Annotated in this window: 15 protein-coding genes; 7 read left to right on the top strand and 8 right to left on the bottom strand. The window is 55.8% G+C overall.

Translation table 11 applies throughout. The annotated features are described in order from the left end of the window. The first annotated feature begins 169 nt into the window (after window positions 1–169). Genes AABB29_RS10980 through cbiB form a run of 3 tightly spaced genes read left to right on the top strand, consistent with a single transcriptional unit; the run spans window position 170 to window position 2,372 of the window. On the top strand, window positions 170–544 hold the full coding sequence (locus AABB29_RS10980; protein WP_341366871.1) for a DUF1636 domain-containing protein: 375 nt from the start codon (window positions 170–172) through the stop codon (window positions 542–544). Next, complete coding sequence (locus AABB29_RS10975; protein WP_341366872.1) at window positions 541–1,476, top strand: threonine-phosphate decarboxylase; 936 nt, start codon at window positions 541–543, stop codon at window positions 1,474–1,476. Before AABB29_RS10980 ends, AABB29_RS10975 begins: the two co-directional genes overlap by 4 nt. Further along, window positions 1,473–2,372: an adenosylcobinamide-phosphate synthase CbiB gene (gene cbiB, locus AABB29_RS10970; RefSeq protein ID WP_373636502.1), complete on the top strand. Its 900-nt coding sequence runs from the start codon at window positions 1,473–1,475 to the stop codon at window positions 2,370–2,372. The genes AABB29_RS10975 and cbiB overlap by 4 nt, the downstream gene beginning before the upstream one ends. A 48-nt stretch (window positions 2,373–2,420) precedes the next feature. Here the strand turns inward: cbiB and comE are convergent, their stop codons facing one another. Together comE and comD are read right to left on the bottom strand one after the other, a co-directional pair. After that, on the bottom strand, window positions 2,421–2,984 hold the full coding sequence (comE, locus tag AABB29_RS10965) for a sulfopyruvate decarboxylase subunit beta (RefSeq protein WP_341366873.1): 564 nt from the start codon (window positions 2,982–2,984) through the stop codon (window positions 2,421–2,423). Then, the gene (gene comD, locus AABB29_RS10960) at window positions 2,981–3,487 is read right to left on the bottom strand and encodes a sulfopyruvate decarboxylase subunit alpha (protein WP_341366874.1); all 507 of its coding nucleotides are present in this window, start codon (window positions 3,485–3,487) and stop codon (window positions 2,981–2,983) included. Before comD ends, comE begins: the two co-directional genes overlap by 4 nt. A 218-nt stretch (window positions 3,488–3,705) precedes the next feature. Between comD and AABB29_RS10955 the strand changes: the two genes are divergently transcribed. After that, a complete protein-coding gene (locus tag AABB29_RS10955; RefSeq protein WP_341366875.1) occupies window positions 3,706–4,728 on the top strand; it encodes an extracellular solute-binding protein in 1,023 nt (340 codons plus the stop codon). Between the two features lie 48 nt (window positions 4,729–4,776). Here the strand turns inward: AABB29_RS10955 and AABB29_RS10950 are convergent, their stop codons facing one another. From AABB29_RS10950 to AABB29_RS10935, 4 genes are all read right to left on the bottom strand, one after another. Next, on the bottom strand, window positions 4,777–6,435 hold the full coding sequence (locus AABB29_RS10950; protein ID WP_373636500.1) for an ABC transporter permease: 1,659 nt from the start codon (window positions 6,433–6,435) through the stop codon (window positions 4,777–4,779). Window positions 6,436–6,500: 65 nt separating this feature from the next. Beyond that, on the bottom strand, window positions 6,501–7,226 hold the full coding sequence (locus tag AABB29_RS10945) for a hypothetical protein (protein WP_341366877.1): 726 nt from the start codon (window positions 7,224–7,226) through the stop codon (window positions 6,501–6,503). Then, complete coding sequence (locus AABB29_RS10940; RefSeq protein WP_373636499.1) at window positions 7,198–8,001, bottom strand: glycosyltransferase family 32 protein; 804 nt, start codon at window positions 7,999–8,001, stop codon at window positions 7,198–7,200. The genes AABB29_RS10945 and AABB29_RS10940 overlap by 29 nt, the downstream gene beginning before the upstream one ends. 536 nt (window positions 8,002–8,537) lie before the next feature. Then, window positions 8,538–8,717: a zinc-finger domain-containing protein gene (locus AABB29_RS10935; RefSeq protein WP_341366879.1), complete on the bottom strand. Its 180-nt coding sequence runs from the start codon at window positions 8,715–8,717 to the stop codon at window positions 8,538–8,540. An 88-nt stretch (window positions 8,718–8,805) separates the two neighbouring features. Between AABB29_RS10935 and AABB29_RS10930 the strand changes: the two genes are divergently transcribed. Beyond that, entirely contained in the window at window positions 8,806–9,741 is a 936-nt protein-coding gene (locus AABB29_RS10930) for an ABC transporter ATP-binding protein (RefSeq protein WP_341366880.1), read from the top strand. Between the two features lie 25 nt (window positions 9,742–9,766). Here AABB29_RS10930 and AABB29_RS10925 read toward each other — a convergent pair whose 3' ends face one another. Together AABB29_RS10925 and AABB29_RS10920 are read right to left on the bottom strand one after the other, a co-directional pair. Then, window positions 9,767–10,129, bottom strand: a complete 363-nt coding sequence (locus AABB29_RS10925; protein ID WP_341366881.1) for an HIT domain-containing protein — start codon at window positions 10,127–10,129, stop codon at window positions 9,767–9,769. Window positions 10,130–10,137: 8 nt separating this feature from the next. Further along, entirely contained in the window at window positions 10,138–11,715 is a 1,578-nt protein-coding gene (locus AABB29_RS10920; RefSeq protein WP_341366882.1) for a DUF5928 domain-containing protein, read from the bottom strand. Between the two features lie 147 nt (window positions 11,716–11,862). Between AABB29_RS10920 and AABB29_RS10915 the strand changes: the two genes are divergently transcribed. Further along, window positions 11,863–12,660, top strand: a complete 798-nt coding sequence (locus AABB29_RS10915) for a sulfotransferase family protein (protein WP_341369101.1) — start codon at window positions 11,863–11,865, stop codon at window positions 12,658–12,660. A 93-nt stretch (window positions 12,661–12,753) separates the two neighbouring features. After that, window positions 12,754–13,461: a hypothetical protein gene (locus AABB29_RS10910; protein ID WP_341366883.1), complete on the top strand. Its 708-nt coding sequence runs from the start codon at window positions 12,754–12,756 to the stop codon at window positions 13,459–13,461. The last annotated feature ends 2 nt before the right edge of the window (window positions 13,462–13,463 follow it).

The raw sequence follows: 13,463 nt of genomic DNA, 5'->3' as shown, positions 1-13,463 counted from the left end.
GGGTCAACAAGTCGTAAATGAACCCAATATGAACACAAGTCTGCCTAAAGTCCTAACGAACGGTTAACGTGCGCGTTAAGATGTACCAAAAGGTAGGATTTGCGGATAAAGCTTGTAAAACCGGCAAGAATCCGCCGCAGAAACACGTTAAAAAACAGGCTCTGATTGAATGACAACTTGGATTACCACCTGCGACACATGCAAAAATGAAGGATGGTCTGAAGGCGATATGGCCCAGACAGATGGCGAGTCGCTGGCAACCTTGATCGAGGCCGCAGCAACTGGGTTGTCCGGTGTCAAAACGCGCCGCGTATCATGCTTAATGGGGTGTAAAAACTCCTGCAATGTGGCCATCCAGGGGCATGGTAAGCTCTGCTATACATTGGGTGAGTTCGCCCCCACACCCGAGGCCGCATCAGCCATCGTCGCTTATGCGCTGGCCCATTCCACATCCGAGACCGGGCAAGTGCCCTACCGGGAATGGCCGCAAGAAATCAAAGGGCATTTCGTGACCCGCCACCCCCCACTCCCCGACGACGCATGAACCACACACGTGACCACGGCGGCGGGTTGGACGCCGCAATCGCCCAATATGGCGGCACACGCACCGGTTGGCTGGATCTATCCACCGGGATCAACCCGGTCAGCTACCCGTCGCCATCGCTGCCGCCGGACGCTTGGACCGCCCTGCCGGACAAGGCCGCTTTTACCCGGCTCTATGGCCTCGCCCGCCGATTTTGGCAGGTCCCCGAGGGGGCCGATATCATCGCAGCCAGCGGCGCCTCCGCGATTATTGCCGCCCTGCCCTATGTCTTTCCCAAAGGTGATGTTTGCATTCCCGGGCCCACCTATAACGAACATGGGGCGGCCTTTCAGGCGGCCGGTTGGCGCCTTGGGCAAGCCCCTGGCGACGTGATGGTTGCCGTGCATCCAAACAACCCGGACGGGCGACTGTGGAGCAAAACCGAGCTGACCGCAAAGTCTATCATCATTGACGAAAGCTTTGGCGATGTGGCGCCCGATGCATCGCTGATGCGGCTGGCCGATCGGCCCGGCACAGTGATCCTGAAAAGCTTTGGCAAATTTTGGGGTCTGGCTGGACTGCGGCTTGGCTTTGCGATCGGTGATCCGGCGATCATCGGGCAGCTGCGCGATCTGCTGGGGCCTTGGCAAGTCTCGGGCCCAGCGCTGCATATCGGGGCCGAGGCGCTGGCCGATCCAACCTGGGCCGATGAAACCCGGACGCGGTTGCAAAAAGACGCGTTGCGGCTTGATACGCTGCTGATTTCAAAAGGGGCAGAGCCGCTGGGCGGGACAACCCTGTTTCGGCTCTACCGCGTTCAGAACGCCCGCGCAGCACAAGATCAGCTGGCCCGGCATCACGTCTGGTCGCGCGTCTTTCCCTATGCCGATGATTGGCTACGGCTTGGCCTGCCGCCAACAGATCGATGGGCACAATTGCAGGACGCGCTGTGACGCTGATCCTGGGGATGCTGCTGGATGCGCTCCTGGGCGAGCCGCGCTGGCTGTGGTCCCGGGTGCCGCATCCTGCCGTGCTCATGGGGCGACTAATCGGCTGGTGCGATACCCGCTTTAACGGCGGCACCCATCCCAAACAAAGCGGCATTCTGACGGTCCTCGGGCTTTGCGCGGGCGCAGGGCTGCTGGGATGGGGGCTAAAGGCGCTACCGGGCGTTGTGGTGGATGTAATGGTGCTTGCCATGCTCTTGGCCCAGAAATCACTGGCACAGCATGTCAGCGCCGTCGCAGACGCGCTGCGCCTGTCCTTGGGTGACGGGCGACAGGCCGTTGCAATGATCGTTGGGCGCGACACACGCGCCATGGACGGGTCTGCCGTTGCGCGGGGGGCCATTGAAAGCGCGGCCGAGAATCTTTCAGACGGGGTGATCGCCCCGATCTTTTGGTTCGCGGTTGGCGGTTTGCCGGGCCTTTTGATCTATAAGGTGGTCAATACGGCAGACAGCATGATCGGCTATCGCACGCCCCGGCACGCAGCCTTTGGCTGGGCCGCCGCCCGGCTGGACGATCTGCTGAATCTCATCCCGGCACGGTTGACGGCTGCGGTGATCTGGGCCGTGACATCGCGGCCCGGTCCCGCGGCCATCCTGCGCGATGCGCCCCTGCACCGTTCGCCCAATGCCGGATGGCCCGAGGCCGCGATGGCCCATGGCATCGATGTCGCCCTGAGCGGGCCACGCAGCTATGATGGGCAGACACAGGACTATCCGTTTGTGAACCCGGAAGGGCAGCATCAGCTAACGCTTGATCATATCGATCAAAGCGTCGCTGTGCTCTGGCGAAGCTGGGCCGTAGCTTTTGGTCTGGCGATCATCGCAACCCTGCTTTGGTAGCAATACAGCATCTGTACAGATGCTGTACGCTGTCTTTACAGTCGCAGATCAGGCCGCGTCGCCTGCGACAGCTTTCATGAACCGGTCGCGGATCACGACCGGATCTTTGGTGATCACGGGCAGTTTGATATTGCCGCTGTCGCATTTACACACGATGACGGTCATCTTCTTGCTGTCAATCGCGGCCTGCAGCACCGGGCCGGTATCCTTGTCCTGACATTCGATGACATTGTCACAGCCGCAGGCCTTCGCCACCGCCGCAAGCGAGGTTTTCTTGCCCGCATAGGTGGGCTGATCCCCGGTTGAGCCATAAGAGCCATTGTCGATGATCAACAGGATATAGTTGTCCGCGACATTATTGGCGATTGTCGGCAGCGTACCAAAATTGGTCAGCACAGAGCCATCGCCATCGATGGAAATCACCGTCTTATCCTGGGCCAGCGCCAGACCCAGCCCAATGGATGAAGCAAGGCCCATCGTGCCAAGCATATAGAAATTGGTCGGCTGATCATCGATCATATGCAGCTCTTGGCTGGGCAGACCGATGTTACAAATGACCAGTTGGTCGCGCAGGATGGGTGCGATTTCGCGTAATACTTCGGAACGGATCATTGGTCGCCGTAGCCTCCCCAGAATGATGCATCGGTCAGGATAGCAACGGGTTTATTGCACATGAATGTGTATTTCAAAATCGCGTCCAGCTCGGCCGCGTCGCTTTCCTTGTGGAAATGATAGGTCGGGATGTGCAGCTGGTTCAGTAAGGCCTTGGTATGCACGGCCATTTCAACCTGGCAGGCAACAGGCTCGCGCAGCTCGCCGCGATAGCTGATCAGCATAGGCAGCGGCATCCGGTAAAACTGCGTCAGCGTAACAAGGGTGTTGATGGTGACACCAATAGCGGTGTTCTGCATGATAATGGCCGGGCGCTTGCCGCCCATGTAAGCACCGGCACACAGCCCCATACCCTCATCTTCTTTATTGGCCGGGATATGGTGGATTTCGGGGCGGGCCTCGACCTCATCAATGACACCGGCAAGCTGTTTGCAGGGGACGGTCGTGACAAATGATATATCGTTGGCGACAAAGTCATCCACGATCTTCTTGCTGATACTCACCTGAGCGGTTCTCCTATAGCGGACGCATATGGGACAGGTCTGGCAAGCGCGGGCGTGAAAATCAAGCCATTGCAAAACGAGGGCCTTCACGATCCCTGGCGCCAGAACACATGCGTCGGGTAGAAATTATCTGACGATTTCTATCAGAAAAGCTAGACATGCGCACAAACGACGCTAGAACCATTCCCGACAAAAACAGTCACAAAGGAAAACGCCCAATGACGTCATTTCACGCCAAGACGATCCTTGCCATCACCATTTCGGCGATTGCGACCACTGCTGCAGCGGAAGGTGAGTTAAACCTCTATTCTTCGCGCCACTATGATACGGATGAGCGGTTATACTCTGACTTCACCGACGCAACCGGAATTACAATCAACCGGATCGAAGGCAACGCGGATGAGCTGATCGCACGGATGGAAGCAGAAGGCGCCAACTCGCCCGCTGACATCCTGCTGACCGTCGATACATCCCGCCTCGAACGCGCAAAATCCGCAGGCGTTCTGCAATCTATCGACAGCGACATCCTTGAGGCCCGTATCCCAGAAGCGCTGCAAGATGCAGACAATCAATGGTTTGGTTTCAGCCAACGCGCGCGGATCATCTTTTATGATAAAAGCGACGTAACGAACCCGCCAATGGATTATGTCGCATTGGCCGATCCTGCCTATGAAGGTCAGGTTTGCCATCGCTCATCAACCAATGTTTATTCGCAAACATTGCTGTCATCGATCATCGAAAACCATGGTGAGGCCGCGGCCAAGGAATGGGCTGCTGGCGTTGTGAACAACTTTGCCCGTGATCCGCAGGGCGGTGATACCGACCAGCTGCGCGGTCTTGTGTCGGGTGAGTGCGATATCTCGGTCTCAAACACCTATTATTTCGCGCGCGCGCTGCGTAAGGACGTTGACGGGCTCGATGCAGATGCCGTGGCCAATATCGGCTGGGTCTTCCCTGCGCAAAATGCTGAAGGGGCACATATGAACCTATCCGGTGGCGGTGTGGCTGCACATGCGCCGAACCGTGATAACGCCATCGCGTTCCTTGAATATCTGTCCTCTGATCAGGCGCAGCAATATTTCAGCGCTGGCAATGACGAATACCCAGCGGTGCCCGGCGTGGGTCTGTCCGCATCTGTAGCTACATTGGGCCTTTTCCGCCCAGATGCGGTTGATCTAAGCGAAGTTGCCCAGAACGTCCCAGCGGCGCAGGCCATCTTCAACGAAGTTGGTTGGGAATAATCCCCGGCACATCGATCCAAAAGGGCGCGGCAATGGCTGCGCCCTTTTTTATTGGCTCTCGCGCCCGATACGGCGGCATAAAAGAATGACGGGGATCAACCCGATGGCGGCGATCACCAGGCTGGGCACTGCCGCGCCGCTCAGCCGCTCATCCGAGGCAAGCCGGTGGGCCTGCACCGCCAATGTGTCATAGTTGAACGGGCGCATGATCAGCGTCGCGGGCAATTCCTTCATCACATCGACAAAGACGATCAACCCGGCGGTCAGCAGGCTGGTGCGCAAAAGTGGCATATGCACGCGGCGGACCATGCCCGGCATATCCTGGCCCAGTGTCCGGGCGGCAGCATCCATATTCGGGCCCACAGCCGCGATACCGCCCTCATAAGCGCCAATTGCAGCGGCCAGAAAGCGGATCATATAGGCCATCACGAGCAGCCAGATCGAACCGGTGAATAACAGACCGGTTGAGATATCAAACTGCGCCCGCATCCATGCATCAAGCGTATTGTCGAACAGCGCAAAGGGCACCAAAAGCCCCACCGCGATCACACCGCCCGGCACCGCATAACCGATCCGGCCCATGTAAAGGGCGGTGACGGTTATCCGGGTCGGCCCAACCCGGTGCAACGTACCCAGGATCAGCGCGGCCAGCACCGTCAGCACCGCCGCGATCCCGGCCAAGGTGATGGAATTGCGGATAAAACCCAGATAGCGGGGGCTCAGCAAATTTTGCTCTGATCCGGTTGCCATCGTGCTGAGGGTCAGCACAGGGACAATCACGCCCAGTACAACCGGGATCGCGCAAAAGACGATCGCCAATACCTGCTGGCCGCCGCTTAGCGTGATCCGCTGCATCTGTTGCCGCTTGCGCCCATCCGTATAGGCCGCCTGCCCCCGGCTGTAGCGTTCCAGAAAGGCCAATAGCAGCGCAAAGGCCAGCAGGCCCAGCGCCAGCTGCGCCGCCGCTGCACGGTCGGCCATGGCAAACCAGCTGCTGTAAATCCCAACTGCAAAGGTCTGCACCCCAAAATAGGAAACCGTGCCGAAATCCGCGATGGTTTCCATCGCAACAAGCATCACACCCGATGCAATGGCCGGACGCGCCATCGGCAAAGACACTGACCGAAAGGCTTGCAGGGGCGATTTGCCCAGCACACGGGCTGCCAGGAATGCCGTGCCCCCTTGGGCTGTAAACGCCGCCCGGGCCAGCAGATAAACATAAGGATAAAGCACAAGGCTAAGCATCGCGCCTGCACCGCCAAGCGACCGGATCTCGGGGAACCAATAATCGCGCGGGCCCCAGCCTGTCAGATCGCGCAACGTTGTCTGCACGATGCCTGGATGATCCAGCACATGGGTATACCCATACGCCAACACATAGGCCGGAAAGGCCAAGGGCAGCGCCAGCGCGATCTCAAACCATTTCCGCCCCCGAAAAGAGGTCATGGTGACCAGCCACGCCGCCCCCGTTCCGATGGCCGCGCTGAGTGTCATGACAATCATCAGCAACCACAGGGTCGTCAGTGAATAACGCAGCAGGACGGTATCCAGAAGATGGGCCAGGGTCGCAAAAGAGCCTGTGACCGCAGACAGGATAACCCCCAAATAAGGCAGCACACAGATCGCAGTCACCAAAGCCGCAATGCCGTAAATCAACGGCGTCGCAAATCGGCGTATCCTGCGGGGTTGTCTAGCCTGAACATTCATCACACCCGACTACCTCAATCAATCAGGCAACAGCAACGGCAGATGCACTTCTTAAAGTCACGGTCCTATGACTTAACATGTTTGATCTGGAGATTTGGCAGGCCAAAGGGTTGTATCCCAAAGTCTCGGCAAATGCGTCCGAAGCCTTCGGTTTCCAATAGGTGATCATAGGGGATCTCTGGAAAACGGATCCCCGCTTGATGGACAGAAGCATGCACCAATAACATCGTCCCGCCCACCGATGACAACGGTACCCTGTCCAGGAAACGAAAAACATGCAGGTGGCGCCGGGTACGTCTATCGGCAGGCGGCATGTAAAGCCCTGCCTTCACATGCTTGTAATATGCATGGTTGCGCAGCTCACCATCATCATTGAAGGCATTCAGATCGTAGCTCGGGCCATCCCAGTCGCGCACGCAGTCAGGCGTCACAACTTCCGCGCGTGCAGCGATCAAACGTCTCACAATGCCCGGGTCGTAATCACAGACATCAGCGTCGATCCACAACGCCCAATGGGTATCGTCGGAGATGCCTGCATCAGCAAGACGGTTACGGACCCGCGCAAGATTGGACCGCCGTTCAAATTGAAGCTGCGGCAGCCAACGCGTGGACTGATCAAGCGCGTTTTTACAGTCAGAGTTTATGACCGTGATACTGCGAAACCGGGCTTTGTGGGCCGCAACCAACTGCGACAGTTTTTCGGCGGTTTGGTCCTTGCTGCCCCCTTCGCAGAAAACCACGCTAAGGCGATCCCGCGGGTAGTCAATTGCCGACAGCAAAGCAACGATCAAGAAATGGTGCTGCATCGCGCACGGGGATCAAAATGCACACATTCTCGTCGGTGGGGCTGATGGGCCGATAAAGCGTAGCAGTATCGATTTGCGCGCGTAGCTTTTCTTTATCCAGATAAGGCCCGCGCCCGAGGCGATATTTCAACCTTCGGCAGGATGTCTTAAGGCGTTGCAACCGTGATGTTGTCCGGCAACGATACCAAGAACCGCGCCAATAATGATTGCGTAGGTGATGATCTGCGAAATCACCATGTGGCCGGCTCTGGCTGAAGTGCCCCTTATCCGTGATTGGGTTGAAAAGGTGACAGGAGTTAACCGATATTGTCTCTGGCGCATCAAAACTGAGATACGCACCCGTCAGCGCAAGTGGTCCGGTCGATTCAAGAACATAGTTTTTTGCATGGGCGCATTTTTTCAAAACATTGATCAAGTGCGGCCAAAATCGATGCGCCTTTGGGCTAGCGATCACGCCGTTAAACAGAAAAACTGGCAGGCCCAAAGACTGCGCAGGGATGTGGTGCTCGGCGGGTTCTTCGGCAAAGACAATACGCGTTTCATTCTGGATGGCGGCCAAGGGGGCGACGCATTCAATATCCAAATCAGCGTATATCCCGCCACAGTGATGCAAGATCAAATAGCGTCCCAGATCGGCCCGCTGCACCGGGTTCGGATAACTATGAAAAAGACCCTCGAGGTCGGGGTAGTGGTCAGCAACCAGCTTAGACAGGTCATCATCCGTCCAAAGCCGATATTCCCAATCTGGGTTCAGGAACACTTTGGTCGCGCCAGGTCTGATGAATTATCTTTGTAATCATTGATGATATTTACCGGCAAAAGTTCTGCTGGCCATGTGAACCTTCAGCTGCTTTGCCGTTCTGCGGCACGCGTTACTTCGCGGCCCTTGTTGCGCCAGCGCTTAATTTCGACATGGCCGCGCCGAATGTCAGACCACCTTTCACCAAAAGCCTGATATGTTAGACGTTTTCAGAAGCATTCCCTTGCGTCAACGAAAGAGCAGATGTTCGTCATGCGTTTGCGACAACATGCCGAACGTGGCGGCCGCATCTGCATCGGCAAGTTGGCGCTTCAAACCACAACCTGTTCCCGTCTTACGACTTCATTCGGAGCAAAACAGGAAAACTACATCCAAAACGAAAGTACTTTGTGTCGGTGGCGCGGGGTTCATCGACAGCAATATCTCGCATCGCTTGGCCGAGTCGCCGCGCTATTGGGTCGCGCATGCCAATATACGGTGGCTATTCGTCTTGCCGGGTGGTTCGTCCATCCACTTGGCAAAGTCACCGCGCGGTATTAAACGCGTTCCTTGGCCGTTTGATGAATCAGCTTGGCATCGCAATAGGGGCACTCGATCCAGCCCTGCTCTTTGGGGATTTGCAGCCATACACGCGGATGGCCCAATGCCCCTTCGCCGCCATCACAAGCCACGCGCCAATCCTGCACAATTCGGGTTTCCGGGGCGGGTGTCGTCATGAAGCGTCCTGTCTGCTTGCCGCGGGCCGTTGCCCGCCTTAGATCACTGTTGATATAACGCAGCCCAGGCTTTTGGGGAAGTAGCAGCATGACCGATAACGCAATCGAAATCAAAGGCCTGAAAAAGACCTATGCCGCGACAGGCAAAAGCCCCGCCAAAGAAGCATTGAAGGGAATTGATCTGAACATCCCGCGCGGCTCCATCTTCGGGCTTCTTGGGCCAAATGGCGCTGGAAAATCGACGCTGATCAATATTTTAGCCGGGCTGGTGGTCAAATCAGCCGGATCAGTCAATATCTGGGGCTTTGATCAAGATCGGAACCCGCGCCAATCCCGCGCGGCCATTGGGATCATGCCGCAAGAACCGCATCTTGACCCGTTCTTTACGCCCGCAGGTTCGCTTGATGTCCAAGCCGGGCTATACGGCGTTCCAAAGGCGCAGCGCAAAACTGCAGAAATCCTGGAATTGATTGGCCTTACCGACAAGGCCGACGCCTATGCCCGCTCATTATCAGGCGGGATGCGGCGACGGCTCTTGTTGGGCAAAGCCTTGGTCCATACCCCGCAGGTCTTGGTCCTGGACGAGCCTACAGCAGGCGTCGATATCGAATTGCGCAATATGCTGTGGCGCAATGTACGCAAGCTGAATGATGACGGTATGACAATCATCCTGACCACCCATTACCTCGAAGAGGCCGAGGAAATGTGTGATGAGATCGCCATCATCAATCACGGCGAACAGATTGTACGTGACAGTACCACGAACTTATTGGGGCGGTTGGATAGCAAGACACTGGTGATCACCCCCGATCAGGCGGTTGAACTGCCCTCTTTGCCGAACAACATTACCGGTGCGCGTCAGACCGATGGCCGGCTGACTTTTACCTACAAAAGCAGTGAAACGCCGGCAGAGCAGATCCTGTCATTGGTGCGTGATGCCGGAATCACGATCAAAGACGTACACACGCAAGAGGCGCATCTGGAAGAGGTTTTCCTATCCCTCACCGCATCGCGTGAGGGATAGCGCCATCAAAATTCTAGAATTTTGATCACCCCTGCAGCATGCGTCCCAATTGGCGACCACCAATGATATGCATATGATAATGCGGCACATCCTGCACGCCGTGGGTGCGCGTGTTACAAATCGCGCGGAAACCACCATCGGTATCGGTCAACCGGCACACTTCCGCGACAGCCTGCATAAAGCCAACTTGTTCCTCTTGTGATGCGTCGCGGGCAAAGTGGTCTAGGCTGACATAGGGCCCTTTGGGGATCACAAGCACATGCACCGGCGCCTGCGGGTTGATATCGCGAAACGCGAGCGCATGCTCGCTTTCATAAACCGTCTGGTTCGGGATCTCACCCCGCAGGATTTTGGCAAAGATATTCTGATCGTCGTAGCTGTATTCCATCGGAGTCCTCAATCAACAAAAAGATGCGGGGTTTCGGCCAATGTCTTACCCGTCTCAAGGCTTACCCCAAGAAACTGGGCGATGGCATGAGCATTCGCATCGACCGATCCGGTGTCGGATATGCGTGTCATATTCGGAAAATCCGCATCACGCATCATATCCCGTTCATACACCATATCGTGGCGGATCGTCGGCAAAAGGCGGGCCATCGTGTCTGCCCCGGTTTGGGGTCCAGCAAGACCGACGCGGCGCGCGTGACCGGCAAGATAATCATCGTCGAAGCTACAGGAAATTTCCAGAAGACGAACCGTCGCACGATCTGCAAAAAAGTCGGACATCAGATCAAGACTGGACGGGTCAAGACAGATGATCAGCCGGTCACTCTCGAAATGATCAAAGATCATCCGCATCAGGGCCCGGCGATGACGCGACCGTTTTTCAAGGGTCGTCTCTATGCCGCCAAGATCGGGCAAAGCGGCGTCTTCCTCATTAAAGAGATACTCGACCGCAGGCACATTCGTATGATCGCGTATGCCTGCCACCAGCCGTTTGGCTACATGCCATTTCTTGCAGGCAATAATCATCAGCTCGCGGTTGCGCCCCAACGTTGTTTCCTGTTCCCAGAACCGCTGGGCAAAGCGGCGCCCCACCCGGCCCCGCCCGGTCAAAAACTGAAACAGTGTTCGCCCCTCATTGGAAATCTCAAATTCCATCTGATCACTGGCATAAAGACCCCCGAGCCGTTCATGAAGCTGGGACGCCTCTACGCTGATCTTGCGTGCGAACAACGCGTCCTGTCCCAAGAGCAGATCATAATGGTCATTATAGAAAGTCACCGGCATGCCGTAATCGGTGAACATCAAGAAGGTCAGCGTGCGGCATTCAATCTCGCGTCCCGGCACAAGGTGGCGGACCAGCGTTTGGAAAAACGTCTCATCCGGGATCCAGGTTCGTTGAAAGAAACGCATCACATCCCGGCGTTCTTGAACAAAATCGAGCAAGGCTTCGATCGTGCGCCGGCGCAGGCACCACCATTGGCTGCCGATCATAATCTGCAGGTCTTCAGGTATCTTGCGGCGCAGCCCTAGCCGCTGTTGCAAGGCTAACCCCCAATAAAAACGGCGTTTTTGCGTACGCTCATTAAAGAAATGCCGGTAAATCAACCGCTCTTCACGAAAACCAGTCTTGATCCAGTTGCTGTCAAAGAAGTCGTAACTTTCAATAAAGTCGCAATCATGTGCATCCAGGAACTGATGGGCAAACCCAGCGGATTTGATCGGCATGCAATCGCCCGAGACCATGTAAAAATGGCTGGCATGGGGGAAGGCCTCAACCGCCGCTTCGACGGCATTTAACGTAGCTTGGACGAGGCTCCATTCGCCCCAACCACATTTCACCCGCTTCTTGGCAAAAGTAACATTGGGATTGTCTTGCAAACCATTTAGGATGGCATTGTAATCGGCGGCATCGGCCGAGGCGTCAAAATGCACAGCGATACAGTCACCAGCTGCCGTCAGTTGCTCGGCCTGCCGGATGATTGCATCCGGGTTCTTGTGACAGAGAAGAATGAAGGCGATTCTTGCCATTTCTTGCGTGATTGACTCGTTTTACACTATTGATCTGCTTCATAGCGCGAACAGGCGTTGAAGTGACAGGGTTTCTTTGCTTTGAAAGGGACGTCGCTGCGTCGGCAGTAAAAGGAGTACCCTGTGCCGAATTTTCCCGGAACCTGGATGACGACAAGCCAAAGCGTCGTTTACCGCGTTGTACCGAAATGTGCCTGCTCGACCATTGGGCAGATCATGTATTATTCGGATCATGGCAGCTTTTACGATGGGGATATCCACGACGCGAAATCCGGTATCCATAAATGGGCGCTGGATGACAGTCAGGATCTGATACGGTCAAACGTCAGCTCACACCAAAGCTATGCTTTCACATGTGTGCGGAATCCCTATACCCGTATTTTGTCCTCGTTCTTTGACAAGATTTGCGGCGTGCAACGCAATGGCAAATATTATCGGGGCAATCTGGTTCCTCTCCTGGTACAGAAATACGGCATTGAGGTGGGCGACCCAGAGAGCGGTTTTGAGTTTGACCAGATCAAGAGTTTTCGCCGTTTTCTGCTATTTGCGCGTGATACCATCCGTTGGCGACGCCCGATGGAGCCGGACATTCATTGGTCTGCGATGTCTGGTCATATTGCGACCTTCATCGTCAATGGCGGCCGCTATGACAAGATATTCTGGACCGAGAAATTCAACGAAGGGATGCAGCAAGTGCTGGACGGAATCGAAACGGCCCAGCCCGTGATCTTGTCCGACATCCCAAGGTTCAACGAAAGCGAAGGGCACGGCCCCAGACGCGCCCATCCAGTTGAGGATTATTTCGACGATCTGTCGATGCATATCGTCTATGAGATGTACAAAAAGGATTTCCGGATTTTCAAATATGATTTCGAAAATCCGGCAAATAAGATGCCAATCGGTGAGATCGATTTAGACGAAGTGCACGCAAAACTAGGACAGTAGAACCGGGGCGACCAAATTTCGCGAAATTTGGTCTGGCTGGACGGTTATACATCCTGCGCTAACTCCTCAGTTTGAACGTGAAATGGGGAATGCATGTCCGTTGTATTGATCTTAGGGAGTGCTCCAAACGTCGTTGCGGCACGCGATTGGTCACGCGATCTGTTCGACCGGATTGTCACCATAAACAACGCCTGGGCGGTCCGCCCTGATTGGGACATCCTGATCCATCCCGAAGATTTCCCAACGGAACGCCAGCCTGTCGATCTGCGCCCCGATCAGCAAATCATCACCGCAAAGGACTATGTTCCGCTGCAAAATCAGTTGGGCGGGTTTGTCTATGCGGGCGGAACGATGGCCTTCACAGCAGCCTATTGGGCCCTGCTGGCCCTAAAGCCCAAGGTCATCGCGATGATGGGGTGCGATATGACTTACACATCGGCCCAGAAAACCCATTTCTACGGAAAGGGTACGGCAGATCCACTGCGCAAAGACATATCGCTGCGATCACTTGAAGCAAAATCATCCCGGCTGATGGCCATCGCAGCGCAGCGGAATTGCGCCATGGTCAATCTTTCAACCGATGAAAGCCGCCTTGTTTTTCCCCGTGCCCGTCCAGAATCTCTTAAGTCTGTGGTCTGCAAGAAACCCAATCTGACGATCTTCGAGCGCGCCAAATCAGAGGAGCAGCGGCTTGGCTATTTCGTGCCATCTGGCAAATATTGGAAAGAAGAAAACAGGTTTGACCCAGCAGCAATCGATGCGCTGGACGCGCTGTGGCTGAAGGCCTTCGACACGCAATAAAA

The organism is Yoonia sp. BS5-3 (genome assembly GCF_038069655.2).
Classification (GTDB): Bacteria; Pseudomonadota; Alphaproteobacteria; order Rhodobacterales; family Rhodobacteraceae; genus Yoonia; species Yoonia phaeophyticola.
Note: the sequence above shows the minus strand (reverse complement) of the source record. Positions and strands in the feature narration are given on the sequence as shown.

What these genes read in the sequence shown, in the direction of transcription:
- AABB29_RS10980 (WP_341366871.1), top strand. Translation starts at nt 170, where the DNA reads ATGACAACTTGGATTACCACCTGCGACACATGCAAAAATGAAGGATGG.
- AABB29_RS10975 (WP_341366872.1), top strand. Translation starts at nt 541, where the DNA reads ATGAACCACACACGTGACCACGGCGGCGGGTTGGACGCCGCAATCGCC.
- comE (WP_341366873.1), bottom strand. Translation starts at nt 2,984, where the DNA reads ATGATCCGTTCCGAAGTATTACGCGAAATCGCACCCATCCTGCGCGAC.
- AABB29_RS10955 (WP_341366875.1), top strand. Translation starts at nt 3,706, where the DNA reads ATGACGTCATTTCACGCCAAGACGATCCTTGCCATCACCATTTCGGCG.
- AABB29_RS10950 (WP_373636500.1), bottom strand. Translation starts at nt 6,435, where the DNA reads ATGAATGTTCAGGCTAGACAACCCCGCAGGATACGCCGATTTGCGACG.
- AABB29_RS10935 (WP_341366879.1), bottom strand. Translation starts at nt 8,717, where the DNA reads ATGACGACACCCGCCCCGGAAACCCGAATTGTGCAGGATTGGCGCGTG.
- AABB29_RS10930 (WP_341366880.1), top strand. Translation starts at nt 8,806, where the DNA reads ATGACCGATAACGCAATCGAAATCAAAGGCCTGAAAAAGACCTATGCC.
- AABB29_RS10925 (WP_341366881.1), bottom strand. Translation starts at nt 10,129, where the DNA reads ATGGAATACAGCTACGACGATCAGAATATCTTTGCCAAAATCCTGCGG.
- AABB29_RS10920 (WP_341366882.1), bottom strand. Translation starts at nt 11,715, where the DNA reads ATGGCAAGAATCGCCTTCATTCTTCTCTGTCACAAGAACCCGGATGCA.
- AABB29_RS10915 (WP_341369101.1), top strand. Translation starts at nt 11,863, where the DNA reads ATGACGACAAGCCAAAGCGTCGTTTACCGCGTTGTACCGAAATGTGCC.
- AABB29_RS10910 (WP_341366883.1), top strand. Translation starts at nt 12,754, where the DNA reads ATGTCCGTTGTATTGATCTTAGGGAGTGCTCCAAACGTCGTTGCGGCA.